This window comes from Brevundimonas vesicularis, from assembly GCF_044807075.1.
Lineage (GTDB): Bacteria > Pseudomonadota > Alphaproteobacteria > Caulobacterales > Caulobacteraceae > Brevundimonas > Brevundimonas vesicularis_G.
This window is the reverse complement of the sequence record NZ_CP085234.1, coordinates 1572170-1591965: the sequence shown is the minus strand read 5'-3', so window position 1 is coordinate 1591965 and position 19796 is coordinate 1572170. Positions and strand designations below refer to the sequence as shown.

Genomic DNA, 19796 nt, shown 5'->3' with positions numbered 1-19796 from the left:
TCGGCGGCCGGCGCAAGCGCGATCTGAAGCCGCGCGGACTTCAGATGCGTCCGACGAGGGACGCCGCGATCAGCCTGAGCCGCTTAAGCGGTTCGGGCCGGTCGTGATCGGTCAGGGCGGCGTGGGCGACAGCGGGGAATCCCTCGGGCGGCAGCGACTTCAACGCGGCATTGGCTGCTCGCTTCAGGGACGACGCCTCCTTCGCCCGACCGGTCTGCGCCAATCCCCAGACCCGGCCGACGGGCGCCACGGCTGCATCATGGCCTTCGCCCGCCAGTATCCGCACACCGACCTGCATCGGGCTGACGTAGAAGGCGTCCAGATCGTGCGGCTGTTCGCGCACCCGGCCGATGTGGGCGTCGATCAGGGCGTCGAACGGCGCGCGATCCAGGCCGTGACGCGCGACAAGATCGGTCAGGGCCTCCAGCACCGGATGGCCCTTGCGCGGCACGCCGGCGAAGACGCCGTCCATCTGTTCCGCCCACCAGGTGTAGCGCATCTCGGCCAGGAGCGGTTGGGTCACGCGCGTGGGGATGCTCATCAGCTCGGCTTCGAAAGCGTACAGCGTGATCAGGTCAGCGCGGACGCGTTCATCCGCGACCAGGCGACTGGACAGCCAGCGGTCGAGGTCGGCGGTGCGGACCTGTTGGTCGAGCGTATCCGCAGTCTCGGTCAAGCGGCGCGCGACACCGCGAAATCGGCCAGGTCTTCCAGCGCGGCGTGCCAGTCGCTGGACGGCAGGACCGACAGGGCCGCCTTGGCCTGATCGGCATAGTCGCCGGCTAGATCCAGGGTCGCGCCGATGGCGCCCGAGCCGATGATCAGTTCGCGGGCGCGGGTGAAGTCTTCGGGCGTCCGCTCGCCCTTTGTCACGGTGCGTTCCCAGAAGGCTTCCTCGCGACCGCGCGTGCGGGCGACCGCCAGAAGCAGCGGCAGGGTCGCCTTGCCCTCGTTGAAATCGTCGCCGGCGTTCTTGCCCAAGGCCTCGGCCGTCGCGCCGTAGTCCAGCGCGTCGTCCGCCAGTTGGAAGGCGATGCCGAGCGCCATGCCGTAATCGCGCAGAGCCTTGATCGCGGCCGGATCGGCGCCGGCGCCCACCGCGCCCGCCTCGGCGGCGGCGGCGAACAGTTCGGCGGTCTTGGCCGAGATGATCTGCAGATAGGTGGCCTGGTCCAGATTCAGATCGTGGGCGCGGGTCAGCTGCAGCACCTCCCCTTCCGAGATCACGCGCGAGGCCTCGGCCAGAATGCCCAGGGCCCGCATCGAATCGGTTTCGACCATCAGTTCGAAGGCGCGTGCGAACAGAAAGTCGCCGACCAGAACACTGGTGGGCGCGCCCCAGATCAGGTGGGCCGCGACCTTGCCGCGACGCAGCTCCGACGCATCGACGATGTCGTCATGCAACAGGGTGGCGGTGTGGATGAACTCGACCGCAGCCGCCAGTTTGCGCGGTGCGACGATGTCGTCCGTCGCGCCCACGGCGCGCGCCGCGGCGACGGTCATCAGGGGGCGCAGACGCTTTCCACCCGCCGAAACCAGATGTTCGGCCAGTTTCGGGATGATCGGCACATCCGACTGCATCCGATCCAGGATCAGGGCGTCCACGGCCGCCATATCGACCTCAGCCAGCCGGACAAGGGCGTTGACGTCCCCCTTCGGGCGGTGAGCGGCGGCGATGGCGACGTCCAAACGAATACTCTTTCACTGGCGCGGCGGGCCGCGGGAATGGCTTTTTGCGGCCGGGCCGACTTGCCCCCGCGAGTTGCGGCGCACAATGATGTTCGACCCCTTGAGGGTCAAGGAGATTGAGGCTTGGAGCCGGCCGAAACCCTGCCGACGACGATCGTCGAGAACGGCCTGTTGAACGGCCGGGTGCGCTTGCGTCAACCCGCGCGCGGCTATCGCGCCGGGATGGACGCGGCTTTGCTGGCGGCGGCGGTCCCGGTCGAGGCGGGCCAGAGCGTGATCGAGGCGGGCTGCGGGGCGGGCGCGGTCCTGATGCAGATCGCGGCGCGACGGCCCGGCGTGACCCTGACGGGCGTGGAGCGCGATCCGGTGATGGCGGCGCTGGCGACCGAGAATGCGACGCTGAACGGCGCAGCTGGATCAGCTATGATTCGTCAGGGCGACGTGGCGGCCGGGTTTCGGGCCCTCGGCTTGGAGCCGGCCGACTGGGCCATATCCAATCCCCCCTTCTTCGATGACGCCACGGCGTTGCGCGCCCCGGCCGAAGGCAAGCGGGGCGCCTGGATGGCCGACGACGGGCTGAAGGCGTGGACCGATTTCCTGCTGAAGGCGGTGAAGGAAGGCGGGCGCATCGTCATCGTGCACCGGGCCGACCGACTGGCCGATCTGCTGGGCCTGTTGGGCGAAAAGGCGGGGTCGTTCGCCGTGCGGCCCATTCATCCCTTCGCGGACGAGCCGGCCAAGCGGGTGCTGGTGCACGCCATAAAGACCGGGCGCGCGCCGCTGCGTCTGCTGCCGCCGCTGATCCTGCACGACCGCGAGGGCGGCAAGCACACCTCCCAGGCCGAAGCCATCCTGCGCGGTGAGGCGTCGCTGGAATGGTGATCGGGTGGTCAATCGCGACCGGAACGCCTAAATGCCGCCTCCTGACGAAATCGAGCCCGCCCCCGTGTCACCCGACGACCTTCCGCATGACCTTCAAGACGGCCTGATCGCCGTCGGCGAGGCCGCGCGCGACCTGCGCGAGCCGTGGTGGATCTTCGGCGGGGCGGCGATGGCGCTCTATGGCCTGACCGACATCCATGTGCCCGATATCGACGTGCTGTGCGCGCCGCGCGATGCGCGCAACTTGCTGGGCGCGCTGGGCGGCGTGGTGATACCCGATCCGGGCGAAGGTCTGTTCCGCTCCGCCGTCTTCGGGCGCGCGCCGGATCAGCCGATCCTGGTCGAGGTCATGGCCGATCTGGAGACCCGCGACGGCGGCGACTGGACCCCGGTCGCCTTCGGCTCGCGTCGCCGCGTCTTCGTCGAGGACACGCCCCTGTTCGTTCCGGACATCCGGGACCACATCGCCCTTTATCGCCTGTTCGGCCGCCCCAAGGATCTGGCGCGCGTCGAACAGCTTGAACGACTGATCGCCTGAATGCCTTTCCCCTTCCAGATTTCCGCCACCGAGGGCCGCGCCCGCACCGGGGTGCTGAAGACCGCGCGAGGCGACATCCGCACCCCCGCCTTCATGCCGGTCGGCACCGCCGCCACGGTCAAGGCGATGACGGTGGATCAGGTCAAGGCGACCGGCGCCGACATCCTGCTGGGCAACACCTATCACCTGATGCTGCGCCCTGGGCCCGAGCGGATGGAGCGTCTGGGCGGGCTTCACAAGTTCATGGGCTGGGACAAGCCGATCCTGACCGACAGCGGCGGATTCCAGGTCATGTCCCTGGCCGGCATCTCCAAGGTCAAGGAGGAGGCCGTGACCTTCTCCAGCCACATCGACGGCTTCAAACACGTCCTGACGCCCGAGCGGTCGATCGAAATCCAGGCCGACCGGATCGGCGCCGACATCTCGATGCAGCTGGACCAGTGCGTCGCCTATCCGGCCGAGAAGGATGCGGCCAGAAAGGCGATGGAGCTGTCGATCCGCTGGGGCGCGCGGTCCAAGGCCCGGTTCGGCGAGCGTGAAAACCAGGCCCTGTTCGGCATCCAGCAGGGGTCGACCTTCGAGGACTTGCGCCGTCAGTCATCGGAGCAACTGCAAGAAATCGGCTTCGACGGCTACGCCATCGGCGGCTTGGCGGTCGGCGAAGGCCACCAAGCCATGTGCGAGGTGCTGGACTATGCGCCCGAAATGCTGCCGGCCGACCGTCCGCGCTATCTGATGGGCGTGGGCAAGCCGGTCGACCTGGTCGAGGCGGTGTATCGCGGCGTGGACATGTTCGACTGCGTCCTGCCGACCCGCGCCGGCCGTCACGGCCAGGCCTGGACCTGGGAAGGCCCGCTGAACCTGAAGAACGCCCGCTTCGCCGAGGATCAGGACCCGCTGGACCCGACCATCGACGGCCCGTCATCGTCGTATTCGAAGGCCTATCTGCACCACCTGATCCGCGCCGACGAAATCCTTGGGAAGGTGCTGCTGAGCTGGCACAACATCGCCTTTTATCAGGCGCTGACGGCGGCCATGCGTGCGGCGATTTCCGAGGGTCGGTTCGGGCAGTTCAGGCGCGACTTTCACGCCCGCCACACGTCGAACGGCTGACGCCTAAGGGTGCGGTCTGAACCAGCTGGGCGCCGCCGGCGGCGCGCAGTTCCGCTGCATGCCCATGCCTTTCAGGAAGGCGCGGCGCATTCGGCCTGACTGGATGGCCGACTGAACGTGCTTTGAGTGCTGTTCGGCGCCGCTCAGTCGACGGATCCAGTTTCGGCCGGGAATAAAGTCGGTCGTCGTGTCGCGAATGGCGTTCAGCGCCGCCTTGGCCGCAGCATCCGCCGCCCGCTCGCTGAGATAGGAGCCGTCCTGACGCGGCGGTTCGTCCGTATCGGGTCCCAGCGCTTCGTCCAACCGTGCGACTTCTGCGCCGATGGTCGTGCACTGACTCAGATTGCGCAGGTCGTAGGGATTGGCTTCGGCCTGAAGCAGCACCGTCGGGATCATCTGACGACGCAGGTTGAAGTCTTCCAGCGGCGCCGTCGCCGCCGCCGCAAACCCCGCCCCGACCTGTTCGGCGCCGCTGACAGCCGAACGACCTGCGTTGCAGCCGCTCAGCGTCGCGATCAGCAGGATCGCGGTCGTGGGACCGTACAGACTGTAATGCTTCATTCTGACTTTAGACCACGCCCGAACGGCGGATCAAAGGCGCCCTTGCGAAGTCCGCAGGGGAGAAATGGTACGTCCTCTCGGGCTCGAACCGAGGACCCTCTGATTAAAAGTCAGATGCTCTAACCAACTGAGCTAAGGACGCACCGCGCGACGTCCGGGCTGGCCCGAACCGTCGAAGGGCGCCTTCTGTTGTAATCCGGCCTTCCGGTCAAGACCCGGTCTGCTACTCATTGGGCATGAAACCGTTAAATGGCGTCCGCATCATCGAATTCGACGGCTTGGGGCCGGTCACCTTCGCCGGAATGATGCTGGCGGACCTGGGGGCGGAGGTCGTGCGGCTGACGCGCGACGCCTCGGCCGGACCCGCGGTCTTCGACGAGGTCGGAGGCGAGGTGCTTCACCGGGGACGTGCGGCCGTTCCGGTCGATCTGAAATCACCGGCCGATCGCGAGCGCATCCTGCGGCTGATCGATGGGGCCGACGCGATGATCGAAGGTTTTCGACCCGGCGTCATGGAGCGGCTGGGCTATGGTCCCGACGTTGTCCAAGCGCGAAAGCCCGCGCTGGTGTTTGGGCGCGTGACGGGATGGGGCCAGACGGGGCCACTGGCGAACGCGGTCGGGCATGATCTGAACTACATCGGCCTTTCCGGGGTGCTGCACGCCATGGGCGAGGCGGATCGTCCGCCCTCCCCGCCGTTGAATCTGGTCGGAGATTACGGCGGCGGGGCCATGCTGCTGGTGGTCGGGGTGCTGGCCGCGCTGGTGGAGGCCAGGACGACGGGCAAGGGACCCGTGGTGGACGCCGCCATGACGGACGGGGCGGCCCTGCTGGGCGGTCTGTTCCAGGCATTGCGAGGTCGGGGACTGTGGAGCGACCGGCGTGAATCCAACCTGCTGGACGGGGGCGCGCCCTTCTATCGCTGCTACGCCTGTCGCGACGGCGGGTTCGTGGCGGTGGCGGCGCTGGAGCCGCGTTTCTACGCCGCGCTGCTGGCCGGCCTGGAGATTGATCCGGCTGATGCGGTTCAATACGACATCGCCGCCTGGCCAGCCCTGCAGACGCGCCTCGCGGCCCTGTTCGCAAGCCGAGACCGTGACGACTGGAGCGCCCATTTCGCCGGGACGGAAGCTTGCGTCACCCCCGTGCTGAGCCTGGCCGAGGCGCCGGATCATCCGCACAATCAGGCGCGTGGAACATTCGACAGCGGCCTGCCGCAACCCGCGCCCCGCTTCGACGGCGTCGTTGCTGCGCCCGCCCCTAGGTCCGAACTGACGTTGGAGCAAATGGTCACAAAATGGTCCGATCACGCCGGATGACCGACGCAATTTTCGGCGTTAAGGGAACAGCTTAGCGCGACAGGCGTTCCGCCAGCTAAGACCCGGGGACTTTCATGACACGCTCGATTTTTGTTTTGGCCGCCGCCGCTGCGAGCATGCTCGCGCTCTCGGCCTGCGATGACCGTCCGTCACGCTCGGACGACGACTATCGCGAAATGCCGGTCGAGACGGCGCCCCCGCCGGTCAAGGAAGAAACTCCCCCGCCCGCGCCAGAGGTTCAGGATCCGACGCCCACGCCTCCGCCGTCGACGACGCTTCCGCCTGAGGAACGCACGTCGGAACAGTCGGTCCAGCCCGAAAGCGAGACGCTGTTCTACTGACGAACAGGTATGCCGGGGGGCGTCCTTTTGACGAAAGATCGAGTTTGACGTTCAGGCCTACCCTGCTGGTCGCCCTCGCGGCGTTTTCGGCCTGCGCCCATGCAGCGGCGGCGGAACCCCGCGCGCAGATCCGGGGCGACATGGACGGCGATCTGCGGCGGGCGCTGGAGCGGGCCGTGGGCGAGGTGGACGGCGCGCCGGCCAGCCGATTCGAGGCGCGTCGTCGCGCCGAGAGCGCCGTGACCTCGGCGACCGCCCTGCTGCGGTCCGAAGGCTACTACCAACCGGTCGTCGAAGACATCGTCGAAGGCGAGGAGACGCCGATCGCGGTGGTCTCGGTCGAACCGGGTCGCCGTTTCCTGCTGACCGATCCGACCATCCAGTGGGCCGACCCCGCGCCTGAGGTCGAAGCGGCGGACAAGGCCAAGGAAGCCATTGCACTGAAGGCGGGCGATCCGGGGCGGGCGGCGGACGTCATATCCGGCGAAGGTCGGGCCGTGGCGGCGCTGGTGCGTGACGGCTATGCCGACGCCAAGGCCAACCCGCGCCGTGTCGTGGTGGATCACGCGACCTTCACCGTCGCCCCGGAGTATCGCATCGCCTCCGGCGCCCTGGTGCGTCTGGACGGCGTGCGTCTGACAAGCCAGGGCCGCACCAATCCCGCCTGGGTCGCGGGCCTGGCGCCGTGGAACGAGGGGGATCGTTACGATCCCGAGATGGTCGCGGAGCTGGAACGCCGGCTGCTGGACACCGGCGTCTATGACGGCGTCAGCGTCGCGCTGTCGCCGCTGGATCAGATCACCGCCGACGGTCATCGCCCCGTGGTTGTCAGTCTGCAGGACCGCCCCCGTCGCGTGCTGGAGGCCGGCGCCACCTGGTCGACGGCGGAGGGCGCGGGCGTGGACGTGATCCAGACGCACTACAACCGCTTCGGCCGCGCCGACACGCTGAGGCTGGAGGCGCGGCTGGCCGACATCGACAGCCGGATCGGCGCTGACCTGTCCCTTCCCCACTGGCGCCGGCCCGGCCGGACGTTGAAGCTGGGCGCGGCTGTGGTCAACGAGGACACCGACGCCTATCTGCGCACCGCCCTTGTGCTGTACGCAGACCTGCAACAGCGGATCGGCAAGACCTCCTATTTCAACTACGGAATCGGGCTGGACGCCGGGCGCTACAGCGAGACGCGCTACGACTTCAGCACCCTGCCCCCCCAGCGCGTGACCTTCGACCGCAATCTGGCGATCATCACCGCGCGGACCAGCGCCTACATCGACCGCTCCAACGACCCGCTGAACCCGACCAAGGGCTGGCGCGTCAATCTGGCGGTGCAGCCGACGGCGGTGACGGGGGATAGCAACATCCTGTTCCTGCGCACCGAGACGCAAGGCACCGCCTACTTCCCCGTCGCGGGTGATCGCACCATCCTGGCCGGACGGATGAAGATCGGCTCCATCGTCGGCGGCAGCGAGCTGAACGTGCCGGCCGACCGTCTGTTCTACGCCGGGGGTGGCGGTTCAGTGCGGGGATATTCCTATCAGGGCGTCAATCCGCAGCTGCCGGATGGTACGCCGCGCGGGGGTCTGTCTCTGTTCGAAACCTCGTTCGAGGTGCGCCAATCGATCGGTCAGAGCTTCCAGGCCGTCGCCTTCGTCGATGCCGGCTCCGTGGGTTTCCAGGAGACGCCGAATCTGACCAACATGCGCTACGGCGCGGGCGTGGGCGTGCGCTACATGCTGCCGTTCGGGCCGATCCGGGCGGATGTCGCCATGCCGCTCAACAAGCGCGAGGGCGACTCCGCCTTTCAGATCTACATCAGCATCGGGCAGGCGTTTTGACCGATACACCGCCCGAAGCCACGCCTGAAAACACGACCGCGCCGGCCAAGGCCGCGCGGCCCGCAAAGCCGCGTCGCGGGCTGGTCAGACGCATCGCTCTGGGCGTTGGCGCGGTGCTGGCCGGACTGCTGGTGCTGATCGCCGCCGCCCTGGTCGGCGGCCGCTACTACATCGCCTCTGACGGCGGTCGCGACATGGTCTTGCAACGGCTTCAGGACCTGAAGATCAGCCGCTACGGCCGGCTGAAAGTCTATGGGCTGAAGGGCGATCTGCTCAGCGATTTCACCATCGACCGCATCACCCTGGCCGACAGCCAGGGCATCTGGCTGGAGGCGAACAGCCTCAGCATGGACTGGTCCTATGTGGCCCTGCTGAGCCGCAGCTTCCATGCGAACGACATTAAGGCCGAGACCATTCGCGTCCTGCGCCGCCCCGTGATCGACCCGCCGACTGGCGAGCCGCCCAGCCCGCAGCCCATCTCGGTCCGCATCGACAAGTTCGCGGCCAACATCGAACTGATGGAAGGCTTCTCCAAGGAATACGGCCGTTGGAGCCTGTCGGGCGACGCCAGCCTGCCGCGCAACGGCGCCAAGAGCGCGACGGTCAACGCCGACAGCCTGAACCGGCCCGGCGACTTCCTGCGTCTGGCGGCGACCTTCGGCGGCAAGCTGGAAGACACGCGCCTGAACCTGCGCGCCAACGAGGCTCAGGGTGGACCTCTGGCCGGGGCCTTGGGCTATTCGCCGGATCAGCCCTTCTCGGCGGTTGCGGTTCTGAACGCCGATGTCGTCAATGCGCGGGTCCAGACGGGACAGTTCGTCCCCCTGATTGTCCAGGGCCATTTCGGCGACAATGGCTCGCGCGTTGCGGGCTTCGCCGACTTCAGCAACTCGGACCTGCTGGCGCCCTTCATCACCAAGATCGGCCGCACTGCGCGGTTCGGCTTCGCCATGGTGCCCACGCCGGACAAGGCCAGCCAGGGCGTGGCGTGGAAGCTGATTTCCGACAACGTTCAGTCCGAGGCGCGCGGCCTGATCCGCAACTCCGACCGCAGTTCGCCCGACGGAATCAGTCTGAATATTCAGACGGCCTCGCTGAGCCGGCTTGTCGGGTCCGATGTGGCGGGACCAGCGGCCTATTCCGGCCTGTTCAAGGGCGACGCCCAGACCTGGACGCTGGACGGCCAGGTCACCCTGCTGAACGCCAATGTCGCCAGCTATCGCGCCACGCGCATCGCCGGACCGCTGAACGTCGCGGTTAAGAACGGCCGCATCGATCTGGACGGCGACATTCGCGCCAACGGCGGATCAGGCGAAGGCATCATCGGCGGCCTCCTGGGGCCGGCCCCGCGCGTGCAGATGAAGGCGGCGCGGATGAAGGACGGCGCCATCCTGCTGACCAAGGTTGATCTGCAGGGCCAGGGCCTGACGCTGAACGGCTCGGGCTCACGCAATCTGCTGGGCGGGATGAACTTCCGCGGCGAGGCGCAGTTGACCGACGCCAGACGGGTGCTGCCCGACGCGCGCGGCGCCTTCGGCGGCCCGATCCGGGCCTCGTCGGCGCGGGCCGGCGCGCCGTGGGTGCTGAACTTCGACGGACGGGGCCGCAATCTGACGGTGGGTCTGGACGAGCTGGATCGCCTGCTCGGCAAGACGCCGCGCCTGCAACTGGCCGGCAAGCTGAACCGCGGACGCATCGAGGTCGAGCGCGGCGAACTGACCGGCGCGGCCGGGCGCGCCGGGGCCAAGGGCATTATCGAAACAGCTGGTAAGCTGAGGCTGGCGCTGGACTGGAACGCGCGCGGCCCGTTCGCGGCCGGGCCGGTCGAGATCGGCGGCGACATGAATGGACGCGGCGCCCTGACCGGCACACTGGCCCAGCCGCGCGTCGATCTGACCGCCGGCTTCCAGCAGGTCACGGCCGGCGCCCTGACGCTGAACAACGCCGATCTGACGCTGAGCTTCCGCAAGGGCGCGGATGCTTCGGACGGCCGGATTTCGGTGGTCAGCGGTTCGAACTATGGGCCGGCGCGCGCCTCGGGCAACTTCTTCCTGGGCGGCAAGCGCATACGATTGAGCGATCTGGACGTGGACGCCGGCGGCGTGACGGCCAGGGGCGCCATCGCCCTGTCCGACAGCATTCCCTCCAGCGCGGACCTGACCTTCTCGGCGCGGGCCGGGGCCTTCCTGGCTTCGGGCGAAGCCAACGGAAGGGTGCGGCTGACCGACGGCGGCGGATCGGACAGCGCCATTCTGGACGTCAGCGGTCGCAACGTCCGGCTGGCGGGTCAGAACTGGATCATTCGCAATCTGGATCTGGACGGACGCGGCACGCTGAACAACCTGCCGTTCACCCTGGCGCTGGACGTGGGCGGCCCAAACCCGGCCCAGTTCAACGGCACGGGCGTCTATTCCCGGCAGAACACGACCCACGGTCTGACGCTTCGCGGCGGCGGCCGGGTGCGCGAGGTGGCCTTCACGACCCGCAGTCCCGCCTCGATCACACTGAACGGGGCTACCCGCACGGCGCATCTGGATCTGGGCGTGGGCGGCGGCGTGCTGCTGGCCGACCTGCGCCAGGATGCACGCGGCGCCGCGATCCAGGCCGACCTGACGCGGGTCGATCTGGGCTCCATCTCGCCCGAACTGCGCGGCAGCGTGACGGGTCAGGTCGCCATGCGCGGCGCCGGCAGCGATCTGTCGGGCACGGCCAATATTGCGCTCCAGAACGTGCGCAGCATAGATGCGCCGCGCGGCCTGGCCGTCGATGGGCGCGTGGACGCGACCCTGGCGGGCGACCGGCTGAGCATCAAGGCGACGGCGGTCGACGAGGGCGCGGTTCAGGCCTCAGCCGACGTTGTCCTGCCGGTCGAGGCCTCGGCGGCGCCGCTGCGCCTCGCCATCGCCCGGACGCGCGAGATGTCGGGCCGGGTGTCGATCAACGGTCAGATCCAGCCGATCTGGGACCTGTTCCTCGGCGGCGACCGCAGCCTGGCGGGTCAGGTGGCGGGTCAGGCGACGATCGGCGGGACGCTGAACGCACCGCGTCTGAACGGCCGGTTCGATCTGAGCCAAGGCTCCTATCGCGAGAATGCGGTCGGTCTGGTGCTCAGCGACTTAACGCTTCGGACCCGGTTCGACGACACAGCCGCCCAGATCGAGACCTTCACGGCCAACGACGGCAAGGGCGGCACGGTTTCCGGCCAGGGCCGCATCGGCCTGCGCCAAGGCTCCGGATCGAACGCGCAACTGATGCTGAACCGCTTCCGGGTCATCGACAACGATATCGCCGAGGCGCGCGCCTCGGGCCCGGTCACCATCGTGCGCGGCGCCGACGGCAATATCCAGTTGGGCGGCCGCATCGACATCGACGAGGCCAAGATTGAGCCGGAACTGCCCGGCGCCACCGGCATCGTCTCGATGGATGTGGTCGAGATCAATCGTCCCGGCGGCGATCCGGAGGAGACCGAGCAGAAGGCGCGCGGCCCGCAGATCGGCATGGACATCCTCCTGCGTTCCAGCGGCGGCAAGGTGCGGGTCAATGGTCGCGGCCTGAACGTGATCCTGGACGTGAACGCCCGGGTGCGCGGCACCATCGCCCAGCCGCAACTGACCGGCACGGCCAATGTTGTGCGCGGCGATTATGAGTTCGCGGGCAAGCGGTTTGTGTTCGACGACACCGGACGCGTCACCCTGTCGACCGATCCCAAGCAGATTCGTCTAAACCTGGCGGCGACGCGTGAGGACGCGGCCCTGACCGCATCGATCAACGTCACGGGAACGGCCGCAGAACCCAAGATCGCCCTGACCTCCACCCCGTCCCTGCCCCAGGACGAAATCCTGTCGCAGGTGCTGTTCGGACGGTCCGCGTCCCAGCTGTCGGCCTTCGAGGCGGCGCAGCTGGCGGCCGGGGTCGCGGCTCTGGCGGGCGGCGGCGGGTTCGACGTGATCGGCAACCTGCGCGAACTGGCGGGTCTGGACCGGCTGTCGTTCGGCGGCGACGCGTCTGCGGTCACCGTTGCGGGCGGTCGCTACATCACCGACGACGTCTATCTGGAGGTCATCGGCGGCGGTCAGAACGGTGCGGCGGTCAAGGTCGAATGGCAGCCTCGGCGCAACGTCGCCATCGCCTCGCAGTTCGGCGGCCAGGGCCAGACCAGCCTGTCGATCCGCTGGCGTCACGAAAGCCGCGAGGCGGGCGACCGTCGTCCGAACCGGGGCGGCCGGAACCGCTAGGCCGCCCCGTCGGATCGGTCGCTAGAGGACCTCCAGCACCCGCTCCACGGGTCGGCCGATGACGGCGCCCTTATCGGTTTCGACAATCGGACGTTCGATCAGGATCGGCTGAGCGATCGCTGCGGCCAGGATGGCTTCGTCATCTGCGCCGGCGTCCAGCAGCGCCTTGGCGTCAGCTTCCTTTTTTCGGAGCAGGCCGGACAGACCGAGGCCGGTTCTGGACGCCAGTCGCTCCAGCGTCTCGCGATCCCATCCGGTCTTCAGATATTCGACAACCGTCGGCTCGACACCGCGCTCGCGCAACAGAGCCAAGGAGTTGCGCGACGTGCTGCATTTCGGATTGTGGTAGAGGACGACCGACATCACGCCTCCTGCTTCAGACGATGCAGCAGCATGGCGCCCTGCAGCGACGCGACATAGATCACGCCCGACACGATCATGGCCGGCCAGGTCGTCAGGTTGATCCACAGCGGCAGGTCCGGCGACGGCAGGGTCCCCAGCAGCCGCATCCCAAGATTGGCCACCACGCTGTAGGCGATAAGCGCCAGCATGATGATCGGTATGGCGCGCGTCATCGTGCGCCACTGCACCACCGCCAAGACGCTGTAGAGCAGGACGGAGAAGATGGCGCTCGAGGCGATCAAGTATGGCCACATGACCTTCATGAACTCGCGTTGAATCGCAGCCTGATCCGCCGACAGACCCATCTTGGCGTATTCCGCGCTCATCGCCGTCTCGAACCAGCCCGAGGTGAACATCCACCAGGTCGGGATCAGGCCGACGATCAGGGCGATGACCAGCCCGATCACCATCGACCGCGCCGAACGCTGAGCCTCGGCCATGCCGCGCGGCAGCTTCAGCGGGTTCATGGCGCGGAGCCAGAGGTCGATCGTCTTGCGTGTCATTTTGCGGCCCTGTTCGCGCCGGAACCTAGCGGTGATCGGCGATGACTTACAGGCCCCGACCTTCACCTTTGGGGTCGAGGCGTCTAGGGTCCGGCCGATGCGGATTCTGACCTCGGACCAGGCCGTCCTCGACCACGTCGCCGCGCGACGCGAGACGATCATCGGCCGCACCATCGACTGGGCGAACATCAACTCCGGCAGCCGCAACGCCGCCGGGCTGAATGCTGTGCTGGATGTTCTGGAAGCGGCGGCGGGCGCGCTGCCCGCCAGTGTCGAACGCCTCCCGACACAAGGTTCGACCACCGTCGCCGACGACGGGTCGGTGCGGACCGAGGCCCATGCCGACGCGCTGAAGATCACCGCCCGGCCGGAGGCCCCAATCCAGGTCGTGCTGACCGGCCACTATGACACCGTCTTCCCCGCCGACAGCCGGTTCCAGACCGTGACCACGCGCGCCGACGGCGCCCTGAACGGGCCGGGCGTCGCCGACATGAAGGGCGGAATCAGCGTGCTTCTGGCCGCGCTGGAGGCGTTCGAAACCCATCCAGACAAACACGGCGTCGGGTGGACGGTGCTGCTGAGCCCCGACGAAGAAATCGGCTCACCTGCTTCAGCCCCGCTGCTGTCCGAACTGGGCGCGCGCGGCCATGTCGGCCTGACCTACGAGCCAGCGCTGGCGGACGGCACGCTGGCCGGCGCGCGAAAGGGCAGCGGCAACTATCATCTGATCGTGACGGGTCGCGCCGCCCACGCCGGCCGCGCCTTCGACGAAGGCCGCAATGCTGTGGCCGGGGCCGCCATCATCGCCGCCGCCCTGCACGGACTGAACGGTCAGCACGAGGGCGTCACCGTCAACGTCGCCAAGATTTCGGGCGGGGGCGCGTTGAACGTCGTCGCCGACAACGCCGTGGTGCGGTTCAACGTCCGGGTGCCGGACAAGGCGGCGGCCGACTGGATCGACGCATCCGTGCGGGCCATCGCCGCGACACCGCCGTTCGAGGGCCTGACGCTGGATCTGCACGGCGGCTTCACCCGCGCGCCCAAACCGATGGACGCCGCCCAGACCGCCCTGTTCGAAGCGGTGAAGGAAGCGGGCGCCCTGTTGGGCCAACCCATCGCCTGGAAACCGTCGGGCGGAGTGTGCGAGGGCAACAACCTGCACGCCGCTGGCCTGCCCAATATCGACACCCTGGGCGTCCGCGGCGGCGACATCCATTCGGATCAGGAGTTCGCCTGGCCCGACAGCTTCGTCGAACGCGCGCAGCTCAGCGCCCTGATCCTGTGCAAGATCGCGTCAGGTGAAATCGACGCCGCCAAACTGAAATCCCTGCGGATGGAAACCCTGTAGAATGCTCGTCGTCCGTCCCGCCGGCCCCGCCGATCTCGATCATCTGCTGGAACTGGCCATCCTGTCCGGCCCCGGCTTCACCAGCCTGCCTGAAGACCCCGACGCCCTGGCCGATCGGCTGGAGCTGAGCCAGGCGAGCTTCGAAGGTCGCGTGCCCTGGCAAGAGGCCTGGTACACCCTGATGCTGGAAGACGGCGACACGGGGGACATCGACGGCGTCGGCTCGGTCAAGGCGACGGTGGGGCTGAAGCGACCCTTCTTCTCGTTCCGCGTCGTCAACAACACCGTCCAGTCGCCCTCGCTGGGGGTGAAGCTGGATCACCAGACCCTGGTTCTGGTCAATGAATGCACGGGTTGGACCGAGGTCGGGTCCTTGTTCCTCAAGGCGGATCGGCGAAAGGGCGGCGCGGGCCGTCTGCTCAGCCAGTCGCGATATATGCTGATCGGCGCCCAGCCCGAGCTGTTCGCCGACAATGTTCTGGCCGAGTTGCGCGGCGTCTTCACGCCCGACGGCGCCTGCCCGTTCTGGGACCATGTGGCGCACAAGTTCTTCCCGATGGAGTTCGACCACGCCGATCGAATGACCGGGTCGACGGACAAGCAGTTCATCCTGGACCTGGCGCCGCGGCACCCGATCTATGTCGAACTGCTGCCTGAACCGGCCCGTGCGGTGATCGGCAAGGTCCATCCGCAAGGCGTGCCGGCCATGGCCCTGCTGGAAAGCGAGGGCTTCCGGCCCAATGGTCTGGTCGACATCTTCGACGCCGGTCCGACCGTCGCCTGCGGCCGCGACAATATCCGGACCGTGCGCGACGCCCGGCGTCTGACGGTCCAGGTCGTCGGAGGGGTAGAGGCCGAGTTGCCGGCCCTGATCTCGACCGACAGCGTCGCCGCCTTCCGCGCCGTTCGCGCCAAGGCCGACATCGATGGCGACGCCGTTCGCCTGACCGCCGAAACCGCCGCCGCGCTCAAGGTGCGCAGCGGAGACACTGTGCGAGTAAAGTCATGACCCGTTTCACCTCAACCGATCCCGCCACCGAAGCGACCAACTGGGAGGGCGAGGCCGCCAGCCCGGCCCAAGTCCAGGCCGCCGTCGACGCCGCCCGCACCGCCTTCCCCGCCTGGGCCGATGCGCCGCGCGCCGACCGGATCGACGCGGTGAAGCGCTATCAAGCCGTCCTGAAAGACCGCGCGCCCCAGATCGCCGAGGCCATCGCGCGCGAGACCGGCAAGCCGCTTTGGGAGACCAAGACCGAGGCCGCGGCCATGATCGGCAAGGTGGACATCTCGATCCGCGCCTATGACGAGCGCACCGGCGAACGGACCAGCGACACGGCGTTCGGCCGCGCGACCCTGCGGCACCATCCGCACGGCGTCGCGGCGGTGCTTGGCCCGTTCAACTTCCCCGGCCATCTTCCGAACGGCCATATCGTCCCGGCCCTGCTGGCGGGCGACACGGTCGTCTTCAAGCCCTCGGAAGAAACGCCCCTGGTCGGTCAGGTGATGGCCGAAGCCTTCGCCGCCGCCGATCTGCCCACCGGCGTGGTCAATGTGGTCCAGGGCGGGCGCGAGACGGGCGCGGCCCTGCTGGACGCCGGCATCGACGCCCTGATGTTCACCGGCTCGGGCGCGGCGGGCGCGCATTTCCGCAGGAAGTTCGCCGACGATCCCCACGTCATCCTGGCGCTGGAGCTGGGCGGCAATAACCCGCTGGTCGTTTGGGATGCGGCGGATGCAGAGGCCGTCGCGGGCATCGCGGTTCAATCCGCCTTCATCACCACCGGCCAGCGTTGCTCGTGCGCGCGTCGCCTGATCGTGCCGGAAGGACCGCAAGGCGATGCGATCATCGAAGCCATCGCCGCCCTGTCCGACCGGCTGATCTTCGGCCCGTGGGACAGCGATCCCGAACCCTATGCCGGGCCGCTGATCTCGGCGCGTGCGGCCGAGGCGGCGCTGAAGGCGTTGCAGGACAGGATCAACAGCGGGGCCAAAGTCATCCGCGCCTCTGGACCGGTCGCCAATCTGCCCGGCGCCTTCGTCAAGCCGGCCATTATCGACGTGACCGGGATCGACGTGCCGGACGAAGAGATGTTCGCTCCCTTCCTGTCGGTGACGCGCGTCGGGTCGTTCGACGCGGCGATCCAGGCGGCGAACGCGACCCGCTACGGCCTGTCCGCCGGTCTGGTCAGCGATGATCCGAAGAAGTGGGACCACTTCATCCGCCGCATCCGCGCCGGCGTGGTCAACTTCAACCGGCCGACGACGGGCGCCGCCGGCGACATGCCCTTCGGCGGGTTGGGGGCCAGCGGCAACCACCGGCCCAGCGCCTATTACGCCGCCGACTATTGCGCCTATCCGGTCGCCAGTTTCGAGGCCGACGCCGTCGCCAACATCGAAGGCGAGATCAAGGGATTGCGATGATCAGCGCTGTCGAGGCCAACGCCGACGGTCTGATCGGGCCGACCCATTCCTACGCCGGTCTATCGCCCGGCAATCTGGCGTCCAGCCTGAACAAGGGCGAGGCGTCCAATCCCCGCGCGGCCGTCCTTCAGGGCCTCGACAAGATGAAGACCTTGGCGGACCTGGGCCTGCCCCAGTTCGTCCTGCCGCCGCATGAGCGACCGAACATTCCCTTCCTGCGGACCCTGGGTTTCGCCGGCTCGGACGCCCAGGTCCTGGAGCGGGCCTGGCGGAGCGCGCCCTCGTTCGCCGCCGCCGCCTGTTCGGCCTCGCCCATGTGGGCCGCCAACGCCGCAACCGTGACGCCCAGCGCCGACGCCGCCGACGGCCGAGTGCATTTCACGCCGGCCAATCTGCACACCAATCTGCACCGCAGCCTAGAGCACCGGCAGACCAAGCGCGCCCTGGACGCTCTGTTTCCTGACGCCAGCCGGTTCGCCGTCCACGACGCCCTGCCCGCGGTCGCGCATCTGGCCGACGAAGGCGCCGCAAACCACGTTCGCCTGTGCGCCGAGCATGGCGGTCGCGGCGTCAATCTGCTGGTCTGGGGTCGCGAGGCGTTCGAGCCTTGGGACGGCCCCTTCCCCGCTCGCCAAACGCGCGAAGCGTCGCAAGCCATCGTGCGCCGCCACGAAGCCGGACGGCCGGTCCTGGCCCAGCAATCCCGCGCCGCCATCGCGGGCGGCACCTTCCACAACGACGTGGTCTGCGTCGGGGCGCTGGACACCCTGTTCTTCCACGAGCTGGCGTTCGAGGACACGGCCGCAACCCAGGCCGCCATTCGCCGCGCGGCCGATGGTCTGTTCGAGCCGATCTTCGTCGAGGTCTCGTCCGCCGACCTGCCGCTGGCCGACGCGATCAGCTCCTATCTTTTCAACTCCATGCTGATCCAGGTTCCGGGCGAGGATCGCCTGACCCTGATCTGTCCGACCGAGACCCGCGACAACCCGCGCAGCCATGCGGTGGCGCAAGCGCTGGCCGCCTCCAACGGTCCGATCGGCCGGGTGCAGTATGTCGACGTGCGCCAGTCGATGCGCAACGGCGGCGGACCGGCCTGCCTGCGCCTGCGTGTCGTGCTGACCGAGGCCGAACTAACGGCGACCAACCCGGCCATGCGCCTGACCGACGATCTGCATGCACGTCTGTCGGACTGGGCCGGGCGCTGGTACCGCGATGAACTGCGCCCCGCCGATCTGGCCGACCCCGACCTGCTCACCGAGAGCCGGGGCGCGCTGGACGAACTGACGACGATCTTGGGACTGGGCGGCGACTTCTACCCGTTCCAGCGCTGATCGATCAGGCCGCGAACCGCCCACCGCGTTGGGCATAGGCCTGGGTGCCGCGAGTGAAAACCTGGTCGGTCGGCAGGACGGTTTCGATGGCGAGGTCGTCCTTGCCTTTCAGCGCCGCATAGACAGGCCCGAAGTCCTTGAGCGTCTCGTCCTTCAGAGCTTCCAGGCTGTCGATGACGAAATAGACCTGCTGGAAGTCATCGATCCGGTACAGGGTCCGCATCACCCGCTCCAGATCGAACCCCAGGCGGTTGGGCGATGGGTCATCCAGAGCAAAGACGCTCTCGGTCGCCGAGGAGACGATGCCGGCGCCGTAGATGCGCAAGGCCCCCGCCTCCTTCATCAGGCCGAACTCGACCGTGTACCAGTAAAGCCGCGCCAGGTTGGGCAGCATGCCCAGACCCGCCGCCCTCTGCCCGCCCTTGCCATAGGCCTCCATATAGGCGGCGAAATCGGGGTCGGTCAGCATGGGCACATGGCCGAAGACGTCGTGGAAGATGTCCGGTTCCTGGAGGTAGTCCAGCTGGTCCGGCTTCCTGATAAACTGGCCCGAGACGAAGCGGCGATTGGCCAGATGGTCGAAGAAGACCTCGTCCGGGACCAGACCCGGCACGCAGACAACCGTCCAGCCCGTTAGGACCTGAAGTTTGGGATTGATCACGTCGAAGTCGGGAATGCCGCCGGCGTTCAAATCCAGCGCGTCCAGTCCCCTCATGAAGGCGTCGCAGGCGCGACCGGGCAGGATCTTCATCTGCCGGGCGTAAAGCGTGTCCCAGGTCTGGTGCTCGACTTCGGTATAGGCGGCCCAGTTCTGGGGAATGGTCCAGTCGGCGGCCGCGCCCTCGGGCAGCTTTTCGAAGACGTGTTCGAAGTCGGACATGGCGTATTCCTCTTTTGCCGCCATCCTAGCCCGGAGCCACCACGGCTTCCAACCGTCAGTGAAGACGTTCGTCCAGCGGTGCGCGGTGGCCCATGCCGTCGGTGGTGAACCACCGCTCGGCGTCGTCGGGCAGCAGCACGGAATCGCCATCTTCGAGAGCGCCCTCAGCCGCATAGGCGACAAAGCCGCCATCCTCGCCCAAGGCGAAGACGCGGTAGAAGGGCTGGTCTGGCCTGACCAGGCCGCTTTCACCGGCCGGCCCCTCATAGGCATGATCGACATCCATCACGACGCCACGAAAGGCGTCGTCGCGGTGGCGGACAACTTGGCCGATGGCGAAACGTGCGGTCTGAATGCGGGTCATCGCACTTCATACGATTCAGCGCATGACCCCAATG

At 67.9% G+C, this 19796-nt stretch carries 18 protein-coding genes and 1 tRNA gene; 11 read left to right on the top strand and 8 right to left on the bottom strand.

Annotated features, from left to right (window positions below):
- Positions 1 to 40 precede the first annotated feature (40 nt).
- Together LG306_RS07790 and LG306_RS07785 are read right to left on the bottom strand one after the other, a co-directional pair.
- On the bottom strand, positions 41 to 676 hold the full coding sequence (locus LG306_RS07790) for a squalene/phytoene synthase family protein (RefSeq protein ID WP_404419524.1): 636 nt from the start codon (positions 674 to 676) through the stop codon (positions 41 to 43).
- Positions 673 to 1614 (bottom strand): polyprenyl synthetase family protein, encoded by a 942-nt coding sequence (locus LG306_RS07785; RefSeq protein WP_404419677.1) that lies wholly within the window; start codon positions 1612 to 1614, stop codon positions 673 to 675. The genes LG306_RS07790 and LG306_RS07785 overlap by 4 nt, the downstream gene beginning before the upstream one ends.
- Positions 1615 to 1812: 198 nt before the next feature.
- Here LG306_RS07785 and LG306_RS07780 point away from each other — a divergent pair, with 198 nt between their 5' ends.
- Genes LG306_RS07780 through tgt form a run of 3 tightly spaced genes read left to right on the top strand, consistent with a single transcriptional unit; the run spans position 1813 to position 4222 of the window.
- On the top strand, positions 1813 to 2571 hold the full coding sequence (locus tag LG306_RS07780; RefSeq protein ID WP_404419522.1) for a tRNA1(Val) (adenine(37)-N6)-methyltransferase: 759 nt from the start codon (positions 1813 to 1815) through the stop codon (positions 2569 to 2571).
- Positions 2572 to 2602: 31 nt separating this feature from the next.
- Positions 2603 to 3109, top strand: coding sequence for a hypothetical protein (locus LG306_RS07775; RefSeq protein ID WP_404419520.1), 507 nt, complete (start codon positions 2603 to 2605; stop codon positions 3107 to 3109).
- Entirely contained in the window at positions 3110 to 4222 is a 1113-nt protein-coding gene (tgt, locus tag LG306_RS07770; RefSeq protein ID WP_404419518.1) for a tRNA guanosine(34) transglycosylase Tgt, read from the top strand.
- 3 nt (positions 4223 to 4225) lie between these two features.
- On the opposite strand, the gene LG306_RS07765 is transcribed toward tgt, so the two are convergent.
- Together LG306_RS07765 and LG306_RS07760 are read right to left on the bottom strand one after the other, a co-directional pair.
- Positions 4226 to 4783, bottom strand: coding sequence for a hypothetical protein (locus LG306_RS07765; protein WP_404419517.1), 558 nt, complete (start codon positions 4781 to 4783; stop codon positions 4226 to 4228).
- A gap of 65 nt (positions 4784 to 4848) precedes the next feature.
- Positions 4849 to 4925, bottom strand: a tRNA-Lys gene (locus LG306_RS07760).
- An 88-nt stretch (positions 4926 to 5013) separates the two neighbouring features.
- Between LG306_RS07760 and LG306_RS07755 the strand changes: the two genes are divergently transcribed.
- From LG306_RS07755 to LG306_RS07740, 4 genes are all read left to right on the top strand, one after another.
- A complete protein-coding gene (locus LG306_RS07755) occupies positions 5014 to 6102 on the top strand; it encodes a CaiB/BaiF CoA transferase family protein (protein WP_404419515.1) in 1089 nt (362 codons plus the stop codon).
- Between the two features lie 74 nt (positions 6103 to 6176).
- A complete protein-coding gene (locus tag LG306_RS07750; RefSeq protein ID WP_404419514.1) occupies positions 6177 to 6443 on the top strand; it encodes a hypothetical protein in 267 nt (88 codons plus the stop codon).
- Positions 6444 to 6487: 44 nt separating this feature from the next.
- Positions 6488 to 8278: an autotransporter assembly complex family protein gene (locus LG306_RS07745; protein ID WP_404419512.1), complete on the top strand. Its 1791-nt coding sequence runs from the start codon at positions 6488 to 6490 to the stop codon at positions 8276 to 8278.
- On the top strand, positions 8275 to 12513 hold the full coding sequence (locus tag LG306_RS07740; protein ID WP_404419510.1) for a translocation/assembly module TamB domain-containing protein: 4239 nt from the start codon (positions 8275 to 8277) through the stop codon (positions 12511 to 12513). The genes LG306_RS07745 and LG306_RS07740 overlap by 4 nt, the downstream gene beginning before the upstream one ends.
- A gap of 21 nt (positions 12514 to 12534) precedes the next feature.
- Here LG306_RS07740 and arsC read toward each other — a convergent pair whose 3' ends face one another.
- Together arsC and LG306_RS07730 are read right to left on the bottom strand one after the other, a co-directional pair.
- Entirely contained in the window at positions 12535 to 12876 is a 342-nt protein-coding gene (gene arsC / locus LG306_RS07735) for an arsenate reductase (glutaredoxin) (RefSeq protein ID WP_295197728.1), read from the bottom strand.
- Positions 12876 to 13418 (bottom strand): hypothetical protein, encoded by a 543-nt coding sequence (locus LG306_RS07730; protein WP_404419508.1) that lies wholly within the window; start codon positions 13416 to 13418, stop codon positions 12876 to 12878. The genes arsC and LG306_RS07730 overlap by 1 nt, the downstream gene beginning before the upstream one ends.
- A gap of 97 nt (positions 13419 to 13515) precedes the next feature.
- Here LG306_RS07730 and LG306_RS07725 point away from each other — a divergent pair, with 97 nt between their 5' ends.
- The 4 genes from LG306_RS07725 to astB are packed head-to-tail and all read left to right on the top strand — an operon-like array spanning position 13516 to position 18518.
- Entirely contained in the window at positions 13516 to 14766 is a 1251-nt protein-coding gene (locus tag LG306_RS07725; protein ID WP_404419506.1) for a hydrolase, read from the top strand.
- Between the two features lies 1 nt (position 14767).
- The gene (locus tag LG306_RS07720) at positions 14768 to 15775 is read left to right on the top strand and encodes an arginine N-succinyltransferase (RefSeq protein WP_404419504.1); all 1008 of its coding nucleotides are present in this window, start codon (positions 14768 to 14770) and stop codon (positions 15773 to 15775) included.
- Positions 15772 to 17187 (top strand): succinylglutamate-semialdehyde dehydrogenase, encoded by a 1416-nt coding sequence (astD, locus tag LG306_RS07715; protein WP_404419503.1) that lies wholly within the window; start codon positions 15772 to 15774, stop codon positions 17185 to 17187. Before LG306_RS07720 ends, astD begins: the two co-directional genes overlap by 4 nt.
- Positions 17184 to 18518 (top strand): N-succinylarginine dihydrolase, encoded by a 1335-nt coding sequence (astB, locus tag LG306_RS07710; RefSeq protein ID WP_404419501.1) that lies wholly within the window; start codon positions 17184 to 17186, stop codon positions 18516 to 18518. The genes astD and astB overlap by 4 nt, the downstream gene beginning before the upstream one ends.
- 4 nt (positions 18519 to 18522) lie before the next feature.
- On the opposite strand, the gene phhA is transcribed toward astB, so the two are convergent.
- On the bottom strand, positions 18523 to 19398 hold the full coding sequence (phhA, locus tag LG306_RS07705; protein ID WP_404419499.1) for a phenylalanine 4-monooxygenase: 876 nt from the start codon (positions 19396 to 19398) through the stop codon (positions 18523 to 18525).
- A 55-nt stretch (positions 19399 to 19453) separates the two neighbouring features.
- Positions 19454 to 19762 (bottom strand): heat shock protein HspQ, encoded by a 309-nt coding sequence (hspQ, locus tag LG306_RS07700; protein ID WP_404419497.1) that lies wholly within the window; start codon positions 19760 to 19762, stop codon positions 19454 to 19456.
- Between the last annotated feature and the right edge of the window lie 34 nt (positions 19763 to 19796).

Excerpts from the sequence above, each read along its gene's own strand:
- LG306_RS07785 (WP_404419677.1), bottom strand. The coding sequence starts at position 1,614 with ATGGCGGCCGTGGACGCCCTGATCCTGGATCGGATGCAGTCGGATGTG.
- LG306_RS07775 (WP_404419520.1), top strand. The coding sequence starts at position 2,603 with ATGCCGCCTCCTGACGAAATCGAGCCCGCCCCCGTGTCACCCGACGAC.
- tgt (WP_404419518.1), top strand. The coding sequence starts at position 3,110 with ATGCCTTTCCCCTTCCAGATTTCCGCCACCGAGGGCCGCGCCCGCACC.
- LG306_RS07765 (WP_404419517.1), bottom strand. The coding sequence starts at position 4,783 with ATGAAGCATTACAGTCTGTACGGTCCCACGACCGCGATCCTGCTGATC.
- LG306_RS07750 (WP_404419514.1), top strand. The coding sequence starts at position 6,177 with ATGACACGCTCGATTTTTGTTTTGGCCGCCGCCGCTGCGAGCATGCTC.
- arsC (WP_295197728.1), bottom strand. The coding sequence starts at position 12,876 with ATGTCGGTCGTCCTCTACCACAATCCGAAATGCAGCACGTCGCGCAAC.
- LG306_RS07730 (WP_404419508.1), bottom strand. The coding sequence starts at position 13,418 with ATGACACGCAAGACGATCGACCTCTGGCTCCGCGCCATGAACCCGCTG.
- LG306_RS07725 (WP_404419506.1), top strand. The coding sequence starts at position 13,516 with ATGCGGATTCTGACCTCGGACCAGGCCGTCCTCGACCACGTCGCCGCG.
- LG306_RS07720 (WP_404419504.1), top strand. The coding sequence starts at position 14,768 with ATGCTCGTCGTCCGTCCCGCCGGCCCCGCCGATCTCGATCATCTGCTG.
- astD (WP_404419503.1), top strand. The coding sequence starts at position 15,772 with ATGACCCGTTTCACCTCAACCGATCCCGCCACCGAAGCGACCAACTGG.
- astB (WP_404419501.1), top strand. The coding sequence starts at position 17,184 with ATGATCAGCGCTGTCGAGGCCAACGCCGACGGTCTGATCGGGCCGACC.
- phhA (WP_404419499.1), bottom strand. The coding sequence starts at position 19,398 with ATGTCCGACTTCGAACACGTCTTCGAAAAGCTGCCCGAGGGCGCGGCC.
- hspQ (WP_404419497.1), bottom strand. The coding sequence starts at position 19,762 with ATGACCCGCATTCAGACCGCACGTTTCGCCATCGGCCAAGTTGTCCGC.